The sequence below is a fragment of the Massilia sp. 9I genome (assembly GCF_902506415.1).
GTDB lineage: Bacteria > Pseudomonadota > Gammaproteobacteria > Burkholderiales > Burkholderiaceae_D > Telluria.
Genome location: NZ_LR733275.1, coordinates 5098712 through 5117617, shown reverse-complemented (window position 1 = coordinate 5117617; position 18906 = coordinate 5098712). Strand labels below are relative to the sequence as shown.

Annotated in this window: 16 protein-coding genes; 4 read left to right on the top strand and 12 right to left on the bottom strand. The window is 65.2% G+C overall.

The window, feature by feature from the left end; translation table 11 throughout:
- Window positions 1–76: 76 nt before the first annotated feature.
- The 4 genes from GV068_RS22875 to GV068_RS22860 all read right to left on the bottom strand — a co-directional run bounded on the left by GV068_RS22875 (window position 77) and on the right by GV068_RS22860 (window position 4525).
- On the bottom strand, window positions 77–979 hold the full coding sequence (locus GV068_RS22875; RefSeq protein ID WP_159703430.1) for a protein-L-isoaspartate(D-aspartate) O-methyltransferase: 903 nt from the start codon (window positions 977–979) through the stop codon (window positions 77–79).
- Window positions 976–1710, bottom strand: a complete 735-nt coding sequence (gene surE, locus GV068_RS22870; RefSeq protein ID WP_159703428.1) for a 5'/3'-nucleotidase SurE — start codon at window positions 1708–1710, stop codon at window positions 976–978. The genes GV068_RS22875 and surE overlap by 4 nt, the downstream gene beginning before the upstream one ends.
- A 116-nt stretch (window positions 1711–1826) precedes the next feature.
- The gene (locus GV068_RS22865) at window positions 1827–3908 is read right to left on the bottom strand and encodes a tetratricopeptide repeat protein (protein WP_159703426.1); all 2082 of its coding nucleotides are present in this window, start codon (window positions 3906–3908) and stop codon (window positions 1827–1829) included.
- An 8-nt stretch (window positions 3909–3916) separates the two neighbouring features.
- Window positions 3917–4525, bottom strand: coding sequence for a toll/interleukin-1 receptor domain-containing protein (locus GV068_RS22860; RefSeq protein WP_159703424.1), 609 nt, complete (start codon window positions 4523–4525; stop codon window positions 3917–3919).
- 187 nt (window positions 4526–4712) lie between these two features.
- Between GV068_RS22860 and GV068_RS22855 the strand changes: the two genes are divergently transcribed.
- A complete protein-coding gene (locus GV068_RS22855) occupies window positions 4713–5687 on the top strand; it encodes an NADPH:quinone oxidoreductase family protein (protein ID WP_159703421.1) in 975 nt (324 codons plus the stop codon).
- Between the two features lie 177 nt (window positions 5688–5864).
- Here GV068_RS22855 and GV068_RS22850 read toward each other — a convergent pair whose 3' ends face one another.
- Together GV068_RS22850 and GV068_RS22845 are read right to left on the bottom strand one after the other, a co-directional pair.
- Window positions 5865–7958: an ATP-dependent DNA helicase gene (locus GV068_RS22850; protein ID WP_373888428.1), complete on the bottom strand. Its 2094-nt coding sequence runs from the start codon at window positions 7956–7958 to the stop codon at window positions 5865–5867.
- 26 nt (window positions 7959–7984) lie between these two features.
- Window positions 7985–8185 (bottom strand): YdcH family protein, encoded by a 201-nt coding sequence (locus tag GV068_RS22845; RefSeq protein WP_027867157.1) that lies wholly within the window; start codon window positions 8183–8185, stop codon window positions 7985–7987.
- Window positions 8186–8378: 193 nt separating this feature from the next.
- On the opposite strand from GV068_RS22845, the gene GV068_RS22840 reads away from it, so the two are divergent.
- Window positions 8379–9173 carry a PP2C family serine/threonine-protein phosphatase gene (locus GV068_RS22840; protein WP_159703418.1) on the top strand — a complete coding sequence of 265 codons (795 nt, stop codon included), beginning with the start codon at window positions 8379–8381 and terminating at the stop codon, window positions 9171–9173.
- Between the two features lie 15 nt (window positions 9174–9188).
- Here GV068_RS22840 and GV068_RS22835 read toward each other — a convergent pair whose 3' ends face one another.
- The 6 genes from GV068_RS22835 to GV068_RS22810 all read right to left on the bottom strand — a co-directional run bounded on the left by GV068_RS22835 (window position 9189) and on the right by GV068_RS22810 (window position 17372).
- Window positions 9189–9875 carry a hypothetical protein gene (locus GV068_RS22835; RefSeq protein ID WP_159703414.1) on the bottom strand — a complete coding sequence of 229 codons (687 nt, stop codon included), beginning with the start codon at window positions 9873–9875 and terminating at the stop codon, window positions 9189–9191.
- A 14-nt stretch (window positions 9876–9889) separates the two neighbouring features.
- Complete coding sequence (gene zapE / locus GV068_RS22830; RefSeq protein WP_159703411.1) at window positions 9890–10987, bottom strand: cell division protein ZapE; 1098 nt, start codon at window positions 10985–10987, stop codon at window positions 9890–9892.
- Window positions 10988–11158: 171 nt separating this feature from the next.
- Window positions 11159–12589, bottom strand: coding sequence for a dihydrolipoyl dehydrogenase (lpdA, locus tag GV068_RS22825; RefSeq protein ID WP_159703408.1), 1431 nt, complete (start codon window positions 12587–12589; stop codon window positions 11159–11161).
- Window positions 12590–12785: 196 nt separating this feature from the next.
- Window positions 12786–13133: a PspC domain-containing protein gene (locus tag GV068_RS22820; RefSeq protein ID WP_159703405.1), complete on the bottom strand. Its 348-nt coding sequence runs from the start codon at window positions 13131–13133 to the stop codon at window positions 12786–12788.
- Between the two features lie 64 nt (window positions 13134–13197).
- Entirely contained in the window at window positions 13198–14448 is a 1251-nt protein-coding gene (odhB, locus tag GV068_RS22815) for a 2-oxoglutarate dehydrogenase complex dihydrolipoyllysine-residue succinyltransferase (protein ID WP_159703402.1), read from the bottom strand.
- Window positions 14449–14516: 68 nt separating this feature from the next.
- Entirely contained in the window at window positions 14517–17372 is a 2856-nt protein-coding gene (locus tag GV068_RS22810) for a 2-oxoglutarate dehydrogenase E1 component (protein WP_159703399.1), read from the bottom strand.
- A 300-nt stretch (window positions 17373–17672) separates the two neighbouring features.
- On the opposite strand from GV068_RS22810, the gene GV068_RS22805 reads away from it, so the two are divergent.
- Together GV068_RS22805 and GV068_RS22800 are read left to right on the top strand one after the other, a co-directional pair.
- Window positions 17673–18335, top strand: a complete 663-nt coding sequence (locus tag GV068_RS22805) for a PepSY-associated TM helix domain-containing protein (RefSeq protein WP_159703396.1) — start codon at window positions 17673–17675, stop codon at window positions 18333–18335.
- Window positions 18336–18382: 47 nt separating this feature from the next.
- Window positions 18383–18886, top strand: coding sequence for a DUF2271 domain-containing protein (locus tag GV068_RS22800; RefSeq protein WP_159703393.1), 504 nt, complete (start codon window positions 18383–18385; stop codon window positions 18884–18886).
- The last annotated feature ends 20 nt before the right edge of the window (window positions 18887–18906 follow it).

The following is an 18906-nucleotide window of genomic DNA, read 5'->3' as shown; positions in this document are numbered from 1 at the left end:
AGTAGCGTTGACCCGGCAGTATCGATACCAAGCCGCCGTGCGATGCGGGCATCGCCACGGCAGGCTGCGCGGCGCGCTAGATGGTACCGGGACGCAGCGGCACGAAATGGCATGCTTCCAGCGTTTCGCTGGCCCATTCGTTCTTGCCGATGCGGGTAATCCGTTCCAGGTGCTGGACCTGGGCGCCAACCGGTGCGACGAGGTGCGCGCCGATGGCGAGTTGTTCGAGCAGGGCGCGCGGCACTTCGAGGCCCGCCGCGGCCAGGATGATGCCGTCGAAGGGTGCAACCTGCGGCAAGCCTAGCATACCATCGCCGTATTGCAAACGCAGGTTGGAAATCCTCAGCGGCCGGAGGTTGGTCTTGGCCAGTTCGTGCAAGGGCTTGATGCGCTCGATCGAGTACACCTCGCGCGCGACAAAAGACAGCACCGCGGCCTGGTAGCCGCAGCCGGTGCCGATCTCGAGCACCCGGCCCATCTGCGCGCCGGAGGGCAGCGAAGCGCGCATCGCTTCGATCATGCGCGCCACGATGTAGGGCTGCGAAATCGTCTGGTTGTGCCCGATCGGCAGCGAGGCGTCGATGTACGCCTGCGCCGACAGGGCCGGTTCGATGAACAGGTGGCGCGGCACCGCTTCCATCGCGCCCAGCACCACGCCGTCCTTGACGCCCTGCTTCGCCACGCGGCCCACCATGGCACGCCGCACCGCTTCGGAGGCCATCAGGTCGGAACGCTGGGCCACCGGGGCGCTCGGCGCGTGGGCATGGGCATAGCCCGGCGGACGCGGCGACGGCGCCGGCTGCGCAGGGGCAAAGCTGGCGCGCGTCCCCGTGCTGGCCGCGCTGCTGGCATTGCGGGTTGCGGTCTGCGGCGTGGCGACCGGCGCCGGTGCCCCGGGCTTGCGGGTGGCGCCGCCGGTCACCGAAGACAGCGGCAAGGGGAAGGTGCTGCGCTTGTCGGGGCTGCGCTGGTCGCTCATATCATGCCTCGCAGCAGTTCCAATTGGGTCTTGTGGGTCAGGTCGATCTGCAGCGGCGTGATCGACACGCAGCCCTGCGCCGTGGTGTGGAAATCGGTGCCCTCGCCCGCATCGCGGCAGGCGCCGGGCGCGCCGATCCAGAAGATCTCGCGGCCGCGCGGATCCGTCGACCGGATCACCGGCTCGGCCTGGTGGCGGCGCCCGAGGCGCGACGGTGTCAGGGGGCCGATCTGCTCATACGGCAGATTCGGAATGTTCACGTTCAACAGGAAGGGCGACTCGAGCTTGTCGAAGCGGCGCTCGACGATGTCGCGCGCCACGCGCGCGGCGGCGTCGACGTGGGCCCAGCCCGAATGCACCTGCGAGAAGGCGATCGCCGGGATGCCGAACAGGTAAGCCTCGGTGGCGGCCGCGACGGTGCCCGAATACAGCGTGTCGTCGCCCATGTTCTGGCCGTTATTGATGCCCGAGACCACCAGGTCCGGCGGCGCATCCCCCATCGCGGTCAGGGCGATGTGGACGCAGTCGGTCGGCGTGCCGTTAACAAAATGAAAACCGTTTGCCGCTTTCTGCACCGTCAGCGGACGGTCCAGCGTCAACGAATTCGACGCGCCCGAGCGGTTGCTGTCGGGAGCGACCACCACGATGTCCGCGATCGCGGACAAGGCATCGGCCAGCGCGCTGATACCAGGCGCCAGGTAGCCGTCGTCGTTACTGATAAGAATTCGCATGTCTGCGATTTTACCTGAAGCAACGCCAGCTTCGGTCGCCGGTGGCGCGTTTTTTGTTTCCCGACGGCGATTTTTTTAGCTCGCCATCGGTGCCGTGGATCGCTGAAAACTTGCCTTTATCGCAACATATGCGACTGGTCGAGGCCGGTCTGGAACAACGCTCCCTCCAGTGACGAAACGAGGTTGCGGTTGAGAGCCAGCGCCGCGTCCTTGTCGCCTTGCTGCAGGTAGACCTGCTCGATCATGGCGGCGGCGCGTTTGCGTAGCGGATGTGCCACAGTGCGCCAGGGCACCGAATGGTGCAGCTTGTCGGCCAGGGCGCGCGCCTCGTCCCGGCTTTCGCGGTCGATCAGGTCTTGCAGTTGGGCGACCTGGTGCTGGAGGCCGTCGAAGGCCGGATGCCCGTCCGCCGCATCCTGTTCGCGCACCCTGGCCGGCGCGGCCTGGATGCTGCGCACGGCCGCCATGTCGCCTTGGGCGGCGAAGATCTCGGCCAGCGCGTCCCGCGCGCGCAGCGTCGGCAGTGCCCAGGCCCCGTCGTAGCGTTCGCGGGCGCGCAGCACGGCTTCGAGCAGCCGCCGCGCATTGCCGAGCTCGCCCATTTCGCCCAGCAGCTGGGCCAGGCGCTGGGCGCAGCGCAGCGTGTCCTCGTGATCGCCGCCCTGCAGCCGGCGGCGGCCGTCCAGCACGCGGTCGAACAGCACCCGCGCGCGTTCGTTCTCGTGCTGTTCGGATAAGCTGGCCGCCAGCGCTTCGAGGCTGTCGAGCGTGGCCGGGTGGAGGTCGCCCCACAAGCGCTCGCAGGTGGCGACGACCTGCTCGTGCAGCGCCAGCGCGCGCTCATGCTCGCGCAGCCGCCCGAGCGTGGTGGCCAGGCCCGAGCGCGCCGCCAGCGTGTCGGGGTGATCGGCCCCGACGCTGCGCGTGCTGGCCTGGGCCAGCACTTCGTAGGCATGGCGCGCCTTGTCCAACTGGCCGTCCGCGAGCTGCAAGGCTGCCACCGCGGCCAGGGCCGCGCGCGTGTCCGGATGCTCGTCGCCCAGGTCCGCGAGGCGCAGCGCCAGGCTTTCGCGCAGCAGCTCGCCGGCTTCTCCCGTGCGCCCTTGCGCCTCGCACAGTGCGCCGAGCCGCGCCAGCAATCCAGCCAGCGCCGCGCCGGGCTGCGCCTCCGCACGCTTCTGCGCGATCGCCATGCGCAGGCGGAATTCGGGCGGCGAGTGCCAGGGGAAGTGACCGTGCACGAACCAGGACATCAGCTGCGCGGCCGGCCGCGCCAGCGCGCCGCCATCGATGCCGGGACTGGGCACGGCGGCGTCGCATATGGGCAGCTGGACCCCGTCGAACCAGCTGTCCAGGTGCGGCAGCTTGACGCCATAAGCCTCGCGCAGCAGCGCCTCGAGGCGCGGCTGGTAACCGGCAAGCCCCTGCGCGGGGTCGCCGCGGCGCCAGCGCTGGATCGGGTCGCTGCGCGCTCCGTCGGCGGCGCAGGCGACCGGATACAGCAGCAGCGGCCGCTGTTCTTCTTCGTGGGTGCAGCGGTACTCGATGGCGCGCCGTACCACGCCTTCCAGGCCATCGAGGCTGCCTGGCGCCGGCGTGAACAGGCCGACCAGGCGGTCCGGCACGAGTGTGGTGCAGGCGCTCACCGCCGCCGAACGGCCGGCGCGGCTGGCCACCAGCACGTGGCGGAAATGGCTGGCCATGCGCGCGGCGAAGCGCCGCAGCAGCGCCGGACAGGCGTCGAACAGCGCGATCCAGTCGAGCTGCCCGGCACGCTCGGCGTAGCTGTCGTCGAAGCGGCCGGCGCGCATCAGGTACAAGGGGCGGCGGCCGTCGGCGCGTTCCACGTACGCGCGCCAGTCGACCGCATCGAGCACGGCATCGGCCACGGCATCCGCGCTGCCGCCGGACTTGCGGCCCTGGCGCAGCGCCTCGCGCAGCGCGCCCATGTAGTCGACCAGGCCGGGTGCCTGCACATCCACATCGTCGTCGCGCCAGGGGCCCAGGTAGTGGTGCAGCGCGGGCGATTCGAGGTCCCAATCGATCACCAGCACCGGCCCCTGGGCGGGGTCGGATGCGAGCTGCAGCGCCAGTGCGGCCAGCAGGCCGTTGCGGGCCGGGCCGCCTTCGTAGGCATAGAAGGTGGTCACCGCGCCGGGGCTATCCAGTTCCGAGAGCATTGTGTGGTTCTTGTCCATGAGGCTCCTCATTTTTTTGGGAAGGTCAGGCTCGGGCCCTCACGCCATTCTGGTGGGACATCGGGAAGCACGAATTGGTTGCAATCATGACCTGGCGGGGTATGCTTTTTTTGTTGCTGGTAATGCTCGGCAATACGCTTGACCATCTTGTCGATGTCCGGCAGGAAGTCGGGGTTCGATTTGAGGTCGGCCGTCGCCATGGTGAAGTGCGAGAAGTCGACGTAGAACCTGTTCTCGGTGATTTCCGGCGGCAGCGAATCCGGGTGCCGCGTCATGATGACGGGAATGATCAGGCGGCTGGCCAGCGGATACCAGGACGCTCGCTCGTGCTCGAGCTGGAGCATGGCGGCGTATTCGCGCCGGGTGTAAGCGTGGGCCTCGTACTTGGGCGTATAGATGAGGATCATGCAGACGCTCTCGCACATCGCGCGCGCGATCTTGTGGTCGAGGTCGTCGCCGCCGCCCAGCTGTTCGGTGTCGATAAACAGTTCGTCTTCGTTGTCGAAGTAAGGTTCGAGATAGCAGCGCAGCGCATCGGCCAGGGCGGTCTTGAACCGTTTCATCAGGTCGTGCCTGCCGTGTGCGTAGCTGAAGAAACACCCGTAACGGATCGCCATTGCCTGTCCCCTATTCCAATGCGCTAAGGCGGATTCCTTTGACTCTAGCGTCAGCGACCTCGGCCACTTTGCGGACGCACAAGCGCGTCGGCGGACTCGGCCGTATCGATGAAAAGTAGCGTGAAATGCACCTTGAGGCATAATGCCGCCGATTATCCAAGGACCTATTCGACCTGAAGGAGAGCCAATGAAAGCCGTACGTTGCAAGGATTGGGGCCCGATCGACAGCCTCGTGATCGAGGACCTGCCCGACCTCGTGCCGGGACCGGGTGAAGTCGTCGTCGACGTGAAAGCAGCCGGCGTCAATTTCCCCGACGTGTTGACGGTGCAGGGCAAGTACCAGGTGCGGCCCGAATTGCCCTTCACGCCCGGTAACGAATTCGCCGGCACCGTACGCGTGGTGGGCGAAGGCGTCACCGGCTTCGCACCAGGCCAGCGGGTTATCGGCTTCACGCGCACTGGCGCCTTCGCCGAACAGGCCGTGGCGCCGGCGGAAGCCTTGATGCCGATGCCGCCCGGCATGGACTTCGACATCGCCGCCGCCATCACCCTCACCTACGGCACCTCGCACCACGCGGTGGTCGATCGCGCGGCCCTGCAGCCAGGGGAAACCATGCTGGTGCTGGGCGCGGCCGGCGGCGTCGGATTGGCGGCGATCGAGATCGGCAAGGCCCTGGGCGCGCGCGTGATCGCGGCGGCGTCGAACGACGAGAAGCTGGCGATCTGCCGCGCGCACGGTGCGGATGTCGTGATCAATTACGAGAAGGAAGACCTGCGCGAGGCGCTGAAGGCGGCGACCGGTGGGCGCGGACCGGACGTGATCTACGATCCGGTCGGTGGCAAGTACAGTGAACCGGCAATGCGCTCGATCGCCTGGCGCGGCCGGCACCTGGTGGTGGGCTTCGCGGCCGGCGACATCCCCAAGCTGCCATGGAATCTGATGCTGCTGAAGGGCGCGTCGGTGGTGGGCGTGTTCTGGGGCGACTTCGTGCGGCGCGAGCCGAAGGCGAACCTGGCGGCGATGCGGCAGATGCTGGGGTGGATGGCGGAGGGTAAGCTCAAGCCGCTGGTGTCGCAGCGTTACAGGCTGGAGGAGACGACGCAGGCGCTGAATGACATGGCGGCGCGGAAGGTGACGGGGAAGGTTGTTATCACTCCCTGAAAGCTCAGGGACTTATTCCGCCCATTAGCTCTAGCACGTCATTCCGGCGAAGGCCGGAATCCAATTTTGCTCGCGTACCACCACAGTGAAGCGCTTGCAATACGCAACGAACTTGGGTCCCGGCCTGCGCCGGGACGACGTGCTTAAGCTAACGGTCAAGTTTGAATTAGCGGCCAATCAGGCGTTCAAATCCGCCGCGTCCGCAATCGCCCCCGGCTGGAAGAACTCGATCACATCCGCCTGCACCCGCGTCCGGCGGAACGGCGGCAGGCTTTGCCAGATGCGGCGCCCGTAAGGCTTGGTGATGATGCGCGGGTCGCAGATCATCAGCACGCCGCGGTCTTCCACGTCGCGGATCAAGCGCCCTGCCCCCTGCTTGAGGGTGATGATCGCTTCCGGCAGCTGATGGTGCATGAAGCCGTTCAGCCCCTGCTTTTCCATCACCTCGATGCGCGCCGCCAGCACCGGATCGTCGGGCGGAGCAAAAGGCAGCTTGTCGATGATGACGAGCGACAGCGCGTCGCCGCGCACGTCCACGCCTTCCCAGAAGCTCTGGCTGCCGACCAGCACCGCATTGCCTGCGTTGCGGAAGGAATCCAGCAGTTCGGTGCGTCCACGCTCGCCCTGCACGAACAGCGGGAAGTCCAGCCCGCGCGCCGCGAACTCTTCGCGCAGGCGCTCGGCCACCTTGTTCACGGCGCGGATGGTCGTGCACAGGAAGAAGGTGCGGCCGCCCGCGGCCTCGATCACCGGCAGCGCGGTGTCGACGCAGGCATCCGTGTACTGGAAGGAATTTGGCTCCGGCAAGCCGGTCGGCACATACAAAATGCCCTGCTCGCCGTAGTTGAACGGGCTCGGCCAGGTCATGGCCGGCTCGCCGGTCAGGCCCATCTGGTCGGAGAAATGCTTGAAGTCGTTCTTCACCGCCAGCGTTGCCGAGGTGAAGATCCAGCTACGCGGCGTGCCTTCGCGCTGGTTCGAGAAGATCGGGGCGATCGACAACGGCGTCTTGTGCAGCTGCAGCGAGGAATTGAAGGCCTCGACCCACAGCACGGCGGCGTCGTCTCCCTCCACGACCTTGCCTTTCTTCGGGTCCGGCTTCCACCCCTCGAAGGAGGCGATCAATTCATGGGCGCGCACACGGCAGGCCTCGATCGTCTCGGCCCGGGCGGAATGCTCTTCCAGCACGGTAATCATGCCGGACAGCTCTTCCTTGAGCTTATCCAGCGCCGGGAAGAAGGCCGAGGTCGGCAAAATCTGCGGCAGCGACAGGCGGGTGCCGCCTTCCGGGAAGGTCAGGCGCAGGTCGCGCGCAGCTTTCTCGACCACGGTGACGACCTTGGCCCAGTCCGGACCGCGCGCATGCGCCAGGCCCTCGGCCAGCACGTCGCGGCACAGTTCCAGCACCTGCGAGGTGGAGACCGACTGGCCGAAGAACAGCGTGGCCGTGTCCGGCAGCTGGTGCGCCTCGTCGAAGATGATGGTGTTGGCCGAGGGCAGCAGTTCGGCGACGCCGGTGTCCTTCAGCGCCACGTCGGCGAAGAACAGGTGGTGGTTGACCACGACCACGTCCGCCTGCTGGGCTTCACGGCGCGCCTTCATGACGAAGCAGTCCTGGTAGTACTGGCACTCGGCGCCCATGCAGCTGTCGCGGGTCGAGGTGACCAGGTTCCAGACCGTGGCGTTTTCCGGCACCTTGGCCAGCTCGGCCTTGTCGCCCGAGTTGGTCATCTTGATGAAGCGCGAGATCTCGCGCAGGTGGCCGACGTCGTCGCGCGAAGTCAGGCGGCCGTTGTTCAGCGTGCGTTCCAGGTGGAAGTGGCAGACATAGTTGGAGCGACCCTTGAGCAGCGCCACCGAGACCGGCGCGCGCAGGGCGGCGCGGATGGTCGGGATGTCGCGCAGGAACAATTGATCCTGCAAGTTCTTGGTACCGGTCGAGATGATGGTCTTGCCGCCCCACAGCAGCGCAGGGACAAGATAAGCGAAGGTCTTGCCGGTGCCGGTGCCGGCCTCGGCCATTAGGACCTTCTGCTCGGCGATCGCCCCGGCAATGGCCTTGGCCATCTCGGTCTGGGACTGGCGCGGCTTGTAGGTGCCGACGTTGGGCGCGAGCGGGCCTCCCGCCCCGAACAGGCGGTCGAGTTCTTCGTCGTATTTACCCACGGGACGGGCGCTGGCCGGGAGAACGTCGCGCTGCGGCGACGCTTCCGCCGGCTCGGCGGCGCTGACGCCGGAGTCTACGACAGATGCGGGGAGATGTTCGGTCAAAATACTTTGTTTCCAGGAAGCCTGTCTCAGGCCGGAATATCGGGCACCAGCTGCATCTTCAGCAGCGTAATATGATCCTTGAGCTGCAGCTTACGCTTTTTCAAACGGCGCAGCTGAAGCTGGTCGGCATGGCCGTCCGCGGCCAGCATCGAGATGACGGCATCGAGGTCGCGGTGTTCCACGTCAAGTTCAATGATGCGGCGCTGGATGTCCTGGACGTCGGTCATGATGGCTGTTCCAAACAGTTCTGTACAAGGCGTTTGCGGGAGCTCGGGCGATGGCGCCGGCGGGCGGGCGGCGGCGCAAGGTGCTTGCCGCTGTGTTCGGCTTGCAACACCACGGCTTCTCGGTGCATAGTTTAATCTACGCTGAGGTTGCCGCCAACAAAGATTGGCGCGAGCGCTACGGAAATAAAGGTTTATGACAACATACAAGATCGAAGCCGGGACCGCGCAGCACATCGGGAACCGTCCGCAGCAGAACGACCGCGTTGCCCTGCTTACCGGCGCCCGTGCGCCCGGCTACGTGCTGGCCGTGCTGTCGGACGGCATCGCCGGGGCGTCGGGCGCGGACCAGGTGCTGCACACCGCGCGCCAGGTCTTCGACGAATTCAAGCCTGGCGACCACCCGAGCCTGGAGCGCCTGGGCGAGCTGCTGCGCGATATCGTCAACGAGACCCACCTGATCATCAAGATGAACGCGGTGGCCACGCAGGCCGAAGCGCACGCCAGCTTCGTCGGGCTGGTCCTCACGCCGCACCAGGAAGCTGTCTGGGCCCATGTCGGCGATTCGCGGCTGTACCGCTTCCAGGACGGCAAATGCGTGAGCCGCACCAACGACGCCGCCTATGTCGAGCACTTGATGTCCACCGACAGGCTGCCGGAAGAAGCGGCCAGAAACCACCGCAAGTCGAAACTGCTGCTGAATGTGCTGGGAAACAGCCGCAAGGACCCTTTCGTGACCATCGGCAGCCATACGGGGCTGGCGCCGGGCGACGGCTTCCTGCTGGCCTCGGACGGGCTGTGGCATTTCTTCACGGACGCGGAACTGGCGACTGTGACAGTCAAGGCCACGCCGCGGCAAGCATCGGAAATGCTGATCAACAAGGCGGGTGAGCGCTCCCAGGGCAAGGGCGGGAACTGCTCGATGGCGATCGTGAAGCTGGTGAAAGCGGTCCAGGATGGACTGGCGGGGAAAACCGGGCGCGTGGTTTAACGCCCGGCGTCGACCTTATTTGCCGGCGGGCGGCACGGCTGCCTTGGCCTTCTTCTCTTCCTCGGCCCTGCGCGCCGCTGCCTTCGCCTCGCGCTCGGCGACGCGCTCGGCGACATCCTTCTGCTTCTGCTCCGACTTGCGCTTGCGCTCCTCGAACTCGCGGACATTGGCGGCCGCCTTCGCCGCCTCTTCCGGCGCACGGGCGGCTTCTTCCTTGGCTTTGGCATTGCGGCGCGCCATGCGCGAGGCGGCCGGGGACGGCCTGGTGGCCGGCAAGGCCGTGGTATCGCGCGGGGGCGGCGGCGGTTCGGCCGCCAGCCGCGCTTCCTCGGCCTTGTATTTGGCGTCCGCGGCTGCGATTTCCTTGTCGCGCTCCTCGACCTTTGCGCGGCGCTTGTAGCGATCAGCTTCGATTTCGATATTGCGCTGGGCCACCAGCGCTACCCGGCGGCGCTCCTTGGCTTCGTCCAGGCAGTGGTTCACGAAGAATTTCTCGTAGCAGACCGCTTCGCGCTCGGCATAGCGCGCCTCGATGGCTGCGCGCTCGCGGGCGACGGCGGCCAGGCGCTGGTCGGCCTGTTCCACCGAGGTGGTAGGGTCGACCGTTTCCACCGCGGGGCCCGGCGCCACGCTGGCGCAGGCGGACAGCGCGGCTGCAAGCACGGCTGCGGCGAAAGCGCGCATTACTGGAAGACTCGTCATGGTTTCCTTTCGATTCAGGCGATGGCGTCGGCCGCACCGCGGCGCTCGGCGAGCATGTACTCGCGCGACTGCATTTCAATGATACGCGAGACGGTGCGGTGGAATTCGTTCGCGAGCATACCCGTGGTGTACAGCTCTTCCGGCTCCACCGCCGCCGACATGATCAGCTTGACCTTGTGGTCGTAGAACACGTCGATCAGCCAGGTGAAGCGGCGCGCCTCCGAGGACTGGCCCGCCGACATGGCCGGGATCCCGGACAGGACCACGGTGTGGAAGCGCGAAGCCAGTTCCAGGTAGTCGTTCTGCGAACGCGGCCCGCCGCACAGGGTGGCGAAGTCGAACCAGATCACGCCGCCGGCGCGGCGCAGCGCGCGGATCTCGCGGTTCTCGATGTGGACGATCGGGCTCTCGTCGGCGGTGTCGGCGACCTTGGCGTAGGCTTCGCGCAGCATGTGGTCCGAGGCGGCGTTGAGCGGCGTGTAATAGGCCTCGACCTGCTCCAGCGCGCGCTTGCGGTAGTCGTTGCCGGCATCGACGTTGAGGATGTCGAGCTTTTCCTCCAGCAGCGCGATGGTCGGCAGCATGCGGTCGCGGTGCAGGCCGTCCGGATATAGCGTGGACGGCTCGTAGTTCGAGGTCATCACGAAGCTCACGCCGTTGTCGAACAAGGCCTTGAGCAGGTTATACAGGATCATCGCGTCGGCGATGTCCGAGACGTGGAATTCGTCGAAGCAGATCAGGCGGTACTTCTTGGCGATGCGCTTGGCCACTTCGTCGAGCGGATCCGCCACGCCTTTGAGCTCGTCCAGCTGGCCGTGCACGGCGCGCATGAATTCGTGGAAGTGCAGGCGCGTCTTGCGCACCACCGGCACCACCGAATAGAAGGAGTCCATCAGGAAGGACTTGCCGCGCCCCACCCCGCCCCACATGTAGACGCCTTTCGGCACGTCCGGACGGTTGATGAGGCGCTTGAAAGCGGACGACCGCTGGGCCTTGTACTGGACCCAGTCGTCGTACGCCTGCTGCAGGCGGTCAACCGCGGCCTGCTGGGCCGGATCGGATTTGAAACCACGCTCGGTGAGGGCGTGTTGATAGTACTCTTGGACGTTCATGGAGAGCCAGGTGTTAAACGTAGGGTGGGCGGGTCTCCCGCCCACGCGTTCAAATCTCGTGTCCCGGCCCGCTTCGTGGCCTGCATACGTGCGTTGAACGCGTGGGCGGGGAACCCGCCCACCCTACGGGGGACACATCCGCCAACAACGATGGTGGGTGTCCGGTGATGCTTAGAAGTTCAGCGAACGCTTGTCCACCGCCAGTGCGGCTTCCTTGACGGCTTCCGACAGCGACGGGTGTGCGTGGCAGATGCGGGCGATGTCTTCCGACGAGGCCTTGAACTCCATCGCGACGACGGCTTCCGAGATCAGTTCCGAAGCGACCGGGCCGACGATGTGCACGCCCAGGATTTCATCGGTGACTGCATCGGCCAGGAACTTCACCATGCCCGAGGTATCGCCCAGCGCGCGCGCACGGCCGTTGGCCATGAACGGGAAGGTGCCGGCCTTGTAGGACACGCCTTCGGCCTTCAGCTGCTGCTCGGTCTTGCCGACCCAGGCGATTTCCGGCGAGGTGTAGATGACCCACGGGATGGTGTTGAAGTTGACGTGGCCGTGCTGACCGGCGATGCGCTCGGCAACCGCGACGCCCTCTTCTTCCGCCTTGTGCGCCAGCATCGGGCCGCGCACGACGTCGCCCACCGCCCACACGCCCGGCAGGCTGGTGCGGCACTCGTCGTCCACCACCACGAAGCCGCGCTCGTCCAGCTGCAGGCCGACGGTCTCGATGCCGAGGCCGTTGGTGTTCGGCACGCGGCCGATCGAGATGATCAGGCGATCGAACGTCGCCTTCTGCTCGGCGCCGGTGCTGTCGGCGTATTCCACGGTGACGTCGTTGGCGCCCTTGGTGATCTTGCCGATCTTGCAGCCCAGGTTGATCTTCAGGCCCTGCTTGGTGAACAGCTTGTGCGCTTCTTTGGCGATCTGCTCGTCGACCGCGCCGAGGAAGGTCGGCAGACCTTCCAGCACGGTGACGTCGGCGCCGACGCGGCGCCACACCGAACCCATTTCCAGGCCGATGACGCCGGCGCCGATCACGCCGAGCTTGCCCGGAACCGCATCGATCGCCAGTGCGCCGGCGTTCGACAGGATGATCTTCTCGTCGAATTCCGCGCCCGGCAGCTGGCGTGCGTTCGAACCGGTCGCCACGACCACGTTCTTGGCGGTGATGGTGTCGGTCGTCGGACCGGTCACGTTGATGGTGTAGCCCTCGCCAGCCTTGCCTGCGAACGCGCCGCGGCCGTGGAAGAAGGTCACCTTGTTCTTCTTGAACAGGAACAGGATGCCATCGTTGTTCTGTTTGACGATGGTGTCCTTACGCTTGAGCATGGTCGGCAGGTCGAGTTCCAGGCCGCCCACCTTGATGCCGTGGTCGGCGAAGGCGTGACCGGCGTGCTCGAAGTGCTCCGACGACTGCAGCAGCGCTTTCGACGGGATGCAGCCGACGTTGGTGCAGGTACCGCCCGGAGCCGGCTTGCCGGCTGCGTTGCTCCACTCGTCGATGCAGGCGGTCTTGAAGCCCAGCTGCGCTGCACGGATGGCAGCGATGTAGCCGCCAGGACCGCCGCCGATCACGACGACGTCAAATTGTTTGTCACTCATGTTTTTTCCTAGTTGAGTCGATCCGCATCCACTCACCACTCAAGGATGATCCGTCGTCCCCGCGAAGGCGGGGACCCAATTTCGTCGCGTCGAGCTAGCGCGTCATGCCGGTGGCTGCTCGGCGAACTTGGATTCCGGCCCGCGCCGGAATGACGGTCTGGAAGCTATAGGTACTAAACCTGCAGACCGAACGTGTTTATTCTTCGGGAACAAAAATCCACAACAGCAGGTACACCAGCACGCCGAAACCAAAGGTCAGAGTGAACAGCACGAAGATCAGCCGCCACACCCAGGAGTCGACCCCGGTCGCCGGCGCCAGTCCGCCGCACACGCCGCCCAGCCAGCGGTCGACGCGCGAGCGGCGCAGGTTGTTCAGCTCTCCGCCGAGCGAAGCGCTGCCGCTGCCCTTGTTCAGGTTAACCCCAGGCCCGGTGCTCGCAGATGCCGACAGCACCCGCGTCTTGGCCTGTTCGAATTCGGCGTCGCTCAGCGCGCCGGCCTGGTGCAGCTCGTGCAGCCGCTTGATTTCGTCCGACAGATTCATGCCTTACTCCTTCAAACTGCTGCAGGAAGCGCCAGGCAGCGCGCCCTGCGTTGTGGGTAATGAATTACAGGTCGAGCAGCAGGCGTGCCGGATCTTCCAGCGCGTCCTTCATGGCCACCAGGCCCAGCACGGCTTCGCGGCCGTCGATGATGCGGTGGTCGTAGGACATCGCCAGGTAGTTCATCGGACGGATCACGATCTGGCCGTTTTCGACCACGGCGCGGTCCTTGGTCGCGTGCACGCCCAGGATTGCCGACTGCGGCGGGTTGATGATCGGGGTCGACAGCATCGAGCCGAACACACCGCCGTTCGAGATCGAGAAGGTACCGCCGTTCAGGTCTTCCAGGGTCAGCTTGCCGTCTTTTGCCTTCTGGCCGAATTCGCCGATCTTCTTCTCGATCTCGGCGATCGACAGCTGGTCGGCGTTGCGCAGGATCGGCACCACCAGGCCGCGTGGCGAACCGACGGCGATACCGATGTCGAAGTAGCCGTGGTAGACGATATCGTTACCGTCGACCGACGCGTTCAGGATCGGGTACTTCTTCAGTGCGGCGACGGCGGCCTTGACGAAGAAGGACATGAAGCCCAGCTTGACGCCGTGTTCTTTCTCGAACTTGTCCTTGTACTTGTTACGCAGCTCCATGACCGGAGCCATGTTCACTTCGTTGAAGGTGGTCAGGATGGCGTTGGTCTGTTGCGACTGCAGCAGGCGCTCGGCGATACGGGCGCGCAGGCGGCTCATCGGCACGCGCTCTTCCGGACGGTCGCCCAGGCTGGCGCTCGGTGCGGAAATTTGCTGCAGGGCCGGTTTGGCGGCAGGCGCCGGTGCAGCGGCTTGCGCCGGCTTGTTGGCGACAGCGGCCAGGGCGTCGCCCTTGGTCACGCGGCCGTCGCGGCCGGTGCCGGTGGCATCCGAAGCGCTCAGGTTGTTGTCGGCCAGGATCTTGGCGGCGGCCGGCATGGCGACGTCGCCTTTCGAGCCGGTAGCAGCTGCTGCCGGAGCGGCTTCGATCGGTGCATTCGGTGCAGCCGACGGGATCGCTTTGACTTCCAGCGGGCTGGTCTGTGCCGAAGCTTCGGTATCGATGATGGCGATGACTTCGCCCGACACGACGGTGGCGCCGTCGGCCTTGAGCAGCTGGACGATCACGCCTTCGTTCGGCGCCGGCAGTTCCAGGACCACCTTGTCGGTCTCGATGTCGATCATGTTCTCGTCGCGCGAGACTTTCTCGCCGACTTTCTTGTGCCAGGACAGCAGGGTCGCTTCAGCAACCGATTCCGACAGTTGGGGTACCTTGACTTCGATTTGTGCCATTTTGATGTAGCTCCGTTAAGTATTCTGTGCAAAAGCCCCGGACCGCAGCCCGGGGCGTGTTTTTCTTATTACTTCGTCAGGATGAAACCTTTGAGCTTCGAGAACGCGGTTTCCAGCAGTTCCTTCTGCTGCGCCACGTGCTTGTCGGCATAGCCGACCGCAGGCGACGAGGAAGCCGGGCGGCCGGCATACGCCAGGCGCTGGCCGTCTTCCATGCTTTCGAAGACGTTGTGCTGGATCTGGAACCACGGACCCTGGTTCTGCGGCTCGTCCTGCACCCACACCACTTCCGTCGCGTTCGGGTACTTCTTCAGTTCGGCGGCGAAGGACTTGTGCGGGAACGGGTACATCTGTTCGATACGAACGATCGCGACGTCGCTGACGCCACGGGTCTTGCGGGCGTTGACCAGGTCGTAGTAGACCTTGCCGGAGCAGACCTGCACGCGCTTGACCTTCGATGCGTCGATCTTCTCGTCCACTTCGCCGATGACGGTCTGGAAACCGCCCTTGGCCAGTTCGGTCAGCGGCGAGCCGGCGTCCTTGTTACGCAGCAGCGACTTCGGCGTGAAGATCACCAGCGGCTTGCGGAACTGGCGCACCATCTGGCGGCGCAGCAGGTGGAAGATCTGGGCGGCCGTGGTCGGCTGCACCACTTGCATGTTGTTGTCGGCGCACAGCTGCAGGAAGCGCTCGATACGGGCCGACGAGTGCTCCGGACCCTGGCCTTCGTAGCCGTGCGGCAGCATCATGACGAGACCCGAGGCGCGACCCCACTTCACTTCGCCCGAAGCGATGAACTGGTCGATGACGACCTGGGCCCCGTTGACGAAGTCGCCGAACTGGGCTTCCCAGATGGTCAGGGTGTTCGGTTCGGCGGTCGAGTAGCCGTACTCGAAGCCGAGCACCGCTTCTTCCGACAGCACCGAGTCGATCACGGTAAAGTTGGCCTGGTTGTCCGAGACGTTGGCCAGCGGCAGGTAGATGCCCTGGTCCCAGCGCTCGCGGTTCTGGTCGTGCAGCACGGCGTGGCGGTGCACGAAGGTGCCGCGGCCGGCGTCCTGGCCCGACAGGCGGATCGCGTAGCCCGAGGACAGCAGCGAAGCGAAGGCGAGGTGTTCGCCCATGCCCCAGTCGAGGTTCATCTCGCCCTTGCCCATGGTGGCGCGGTCGTTCAGGACCTTCTCGACCAGCGAGTGCGGCTTGAAGTTTTCCGGCACCTTGGTGATGCGTTCGGCCAGGCGCTTCAGTTCGGTCATCGGCACGGCGGTGTCGGCGGCGTCGGTCCACTTCTTGTTCAGGAACGGCGCCCAGTCGACGGCGTACTTGTTCTTGAAGTTGGTCAGCACCGGATCCACGGTGTGCTTGCCGGCGTCCATCGCGTTGCGGAACTCGGCGACCAGCTGGTCACCACCGTCGGCGGCGATGGTGCCCTGCGCAGCCAGCTTTTCCGCGTACAGCTTGCGGGTGCCCGGATGCTTGGCGATCTTCTTGTACATCAGCGGCTGGGTCAGCGCCGGGGTGTCCTGCTCGTTGTGGCCCAGTTTGCGGTAGCAGACGATGTCCACGACCACGTCCTTGCCGAATTCGGTGCGGTAGTCCATCGCCAGCTGCGAGGCCAGCACGACCGCTTCCGGATCGTCGGCGTTCACGTGCAGCACCGGTGCTTCGATCATCTTGACGACGTCCGAGCAGTAGATGGTCGAACGGGCGTCGCGCGGGTCCGAGGTGGTGAAGCCGATCTGGTTGTTGATGACGATGTGGACGGTACCGCCGGTGCCGTAGCCGCGGGTCTGGGCCAGGTTCAGGGTTTCCATGACCACGCCCTGGCCGGCGAATGCAGCGTCGCCGTGCACCAGGATCGGCAGCACTTCCTTGCCCTTGCGGTCGCCGCGGCGTTCCATACGGGCCTTGACCGAACCTTCGACGACCGGGTTGACGATCTCGAGGTGGGACGGGTTGAAGGCCAGCGAAAGGTGGACCGGGCCGCCCGGGGTCGAGATATCGCTCGAGAAGCCCTGGTGGTATTTGACGTCGCCCGCAGGCAGGTCGTCGGCGTGCTTGCCTTCGAATTCTTCGAACAGGTCGGCCGGGCTCTTGCCCAGGGTGTTGACCAGCACGTTCAGGCGGCCGCGGTGGGCCATGCCGATGACGATTTCCTGCACGCCCTTTTCACCGGCGCGCTGGATGACTTCGTCGATCGAGGCGATGAAGGATTCGCCGCCTTCCAGCGAGAAGCGCTTGGCGCCGACGTACTTGGTGTGGAGGTAGCGCTCCAGGCCTTCGGCCGCGGTCAGGCGCTCGAGGATATGCTTTTTCTTTTCGCCCGAGAAGGTCGGGGTCGAGCGGATCGATTCCAGGCGTTCCTGCAGCCAGCGCTTTTCGGTCGGGTCGCTGATGTACATGAACTCGGCGCCGATCGAGCGGCAGTAAGTGTCACGCAGCCAGTTCAGGATGTCGCGCAGCGGCGCGGTTTCCTTGCCGAAGTAGGTATTGCTGATGTTGAAGACGGTGTCCAGGTCCGCTTCGGTGAAGCCGTAGAAGGCCGGGTCGAGTTCCGGCAGCGGCGGACGTTCCTGGCGCTGCAGCGGGTCGAGGTTGGCCCAGCGCGAGCCGAGGTAGCGGTAGGCAGCGATCAGCTGGGTGACGGCCACGCGCTTGCGGCCCATTTCCGGGTCGGACGAGGCGGTGACGGTGCGGATCGGGCCCTGCTTCGCGCGTTCCGCGAACGAAGCGACGACCGACGCGTGGACCACGTCCGGGCGGTTGGTACCGTCCACGGCAGGCACGTGCTGCATCTGGTCGAAATAAGCGCGCCAGTTTTCCGGGACCGATCCTGGATTGTCCAGGTAGGCTTCGTACAACTCTTCCACGTACGGTGCATTACCACCGAACAGGTAGGAGTTCGCTGTTTGTTGCTGCATCATTCTTGCTCACCTTTCTTCGCGCTTCGCGAGTTTGGGGCGGGTTTAGGTAACCTTCCGCGGCACGGCCTGACCGGTTAGCGGATCGCACTTACTACTCAAGTTGTGGGGGAAGGACGAATTCTGTTACTGCAAATGCATGCCACGAGGCAACAAATCTGCCTTTTAGCGCACGATATTGTAACGCAAGCGACTGCGTCAAGCAGAGCCTCAATTTAGAAATGTTTTATTTCTATTTGTAAATCCTGTCCGGGATCCGCTTATCTGGTTGACCACGTAAATGATAATCGTTATCATTTGAAGATGAGCTCAACTGGACCGACCACTTCTCTTCCCCAGAATGCCTTGCCGGGCCCGCGCCGTGCCGTCTATCTCAGGCAGCTGCACCAGTGGCACTGGATCAGTTCGGCCATCTGCCTGATGGCCATGCTGCTGTTCAGCTTTACCGGATTCACCCTGAATCACGCGGCCCAGATCGAGGCCAAGCCCCAGGTCACCCGCCTGAAAGCCACGCTGCCGGCGCCGCTGCGCGCCCAGCTGGAGAAGTACGCGGCCGAACACGCCGACGCTGAAGTGCCGCTGCCGAGCGAGATCGCGGACTGGGCCAACGCCTCCTTCCCGGTCGACGTGCGCGGCAAGCGCGCCGAGTTTTCCGAAGAGGACGCCTACGTCGCCCTGCCGCGCCCGGGCGGCGACGCCTGGCTGCGCATCGCCGTCGCTGGCGGCGCCGAATACGAGGCTACCTCGCGCGGCTGGATCTCCTGGCTCAACGACATGCACAAGGGCCGCAATACCGGCGTCGTGTGGAGCTGGTTCATCGACATCTTCGCGATCGCCTGCGTGATCTTTTGCGTCACCGGCTTCCTGATCCTGAAATACCACGCCGCCAACCGGCCGTCGACCTGGCCGGTGATCGGCTTCGGCATCGTGCTGCCGGCCGTGATCGCGTTGCTTTTCGTCCACTAATTTATAAGCTTATCTTCTAGTTACCCTACTATCTATAAGGCGATCTAATGAAACTGTCTCACTCGCTCGCGCTGACCCTGCCGTTCGTATCAAGCTGGGCCGTGGCAGCCGACCTGTCCGTGAAGTTCGAACTGCCGCAACTGCAGGTGGCGGAATACCACAAGCCCTACGTCGCGATCTGGATCGAAAAGGGTGACGGCGCCGTCGCCTCCAACCTGGCCGTGCTGTACGACGTCAAGAAGAAGGACAATGCGGGCGAAAAGTGGATCAAGGACCTGCGCACCTGGTGGCGCAAGGGCGGCAAGGACGTCAAGCTGCCGCTCGATGGCGTGAGCGGCGCGACCAAGGCGGCTGGCAGCCACAGCATGAACTTCGCCGGCGCAACCGATAAACTGCCGGCCGGCGACTACAAGCTGGTGGTCGAAGCGGCGCGCGAAGCCGGCGGCCGCGAGCTGGTGCGCGTGCCTTTCACCCTGCCCGCCAAGGGCAAGCTGGCGGCCAACGCCAGCGGCAAGGAAGAACTCGGCGCCGTTTCGATCGCCGTCCAGTAAGCGCACCCGGAGACCAAGCA

Excerpts from the sequence above, each read along its gene's own strand:
- GV068_RS22875 (WP_159703430.1), bottom strand. The coding sequence starts at position 979 with ATGAGCGACCAGCGCAGCCCCGACAAGCGCAGCACCTTCCCCTTGCCG.
- surE (WP_159703428.1), bottom strand. The coding sequence starts at position 1,710 with ATGCGAATTCTTATCAGTAACGACGACGGCTACCTGGCGCCTGGTATC.
- GV068_RS22865 (WP_159703426.1), bottom strand. The coding sequence starts at position 3,908 with ATGGACAAGAACCACACAATGCTCTCGGAACTGGATAGCCCCGGCGCG.
- GV068_RS22860 (WP_159703424.1), bottom strand. The coding sequence starts at position 4,525 with ATGGCGATCCGTTACGGGTGTTTCTTCAGCTACGCACACGGCAGGCAC.
- GV068_RS22855 (WP_159703421.1), top strand. The coding sequence starts at position 4,713 with ATGAAAGCCGTACGTTGCAAGGATTGGGGCCCGATCGACAGCCTCGTG.
- GV068_RS22845 (WP_027867157.1), bottom strand. The coding sequence starts at position 8,185 with ATGACCGACGTCCAGGACATCCAGCGCCGCATCATTGAACTTGACGTG.
- GV068_RS22840 (WP_159703418.1), top strand. The coding sequence starts at position 8,379 with ATGACAACATACAAGATCGAAGCCGGGACCGCGCAGCACATCGGGAAC.
- GV068_RS22835 (WP_159703414.1), bottom strand. The coding sequence starts at position 9,875 with ATGACGAGTCTTCCAGTAATGCGCGCTTTCGCCGCAGCCGTGCTTGCA.
- zapE (WP_159703411.1), bottom strand. The coding sequence starts at position 10,987 with ATGAACGTCCAAGAGTACTATCAACACGCCCTCACCGAGCGTGGTTTC.
- lpdA (WP_159703408.1), bottom strand. The coding sequence starts at position 12,589 with ATGAGTGACAAACAATTTGACGTCGTCGTGATCGGCGGCGGTCCTGGC.
- GV068_RS22820 (WP_159703405.1), bottom strand. The coding sequence starts at position 13,133 with ATGAATCTGTCGGACGAAATCAAGCGGCTGCACGAGCTGCACCAGGCC.
- odhB (WP_159703402.1), bottom strand. The coding sequence starts at position 14,448 with ATGGCACAAATCGAAGTCAAGGTACCCCAACTGTCGGAATCGGTTGCT.
- GV068_RS22810 (WP_159703399.1), bottom strand. The coding sequence starts at position 17,372 with ATGATGCAGCAACAAACAGCGAACTCCTACCTGTTCGGTGGTAATGCA.
- GV068_RS22805 (WP_159703396.1), top strand. The coding sequence starts at position 17,673 with ATGAGCTCAACTGGACCGACCACTTCTCTTCCCCAGAATGCCTTGCCG.
- GV068_RS22800 (WP_159703393.1), top strand. The coding sequence starts at position 18,383 with ATGAAACTGTCTCACTCGCTCGCGCTGACCCTGCCGTTCGTATCAAGC.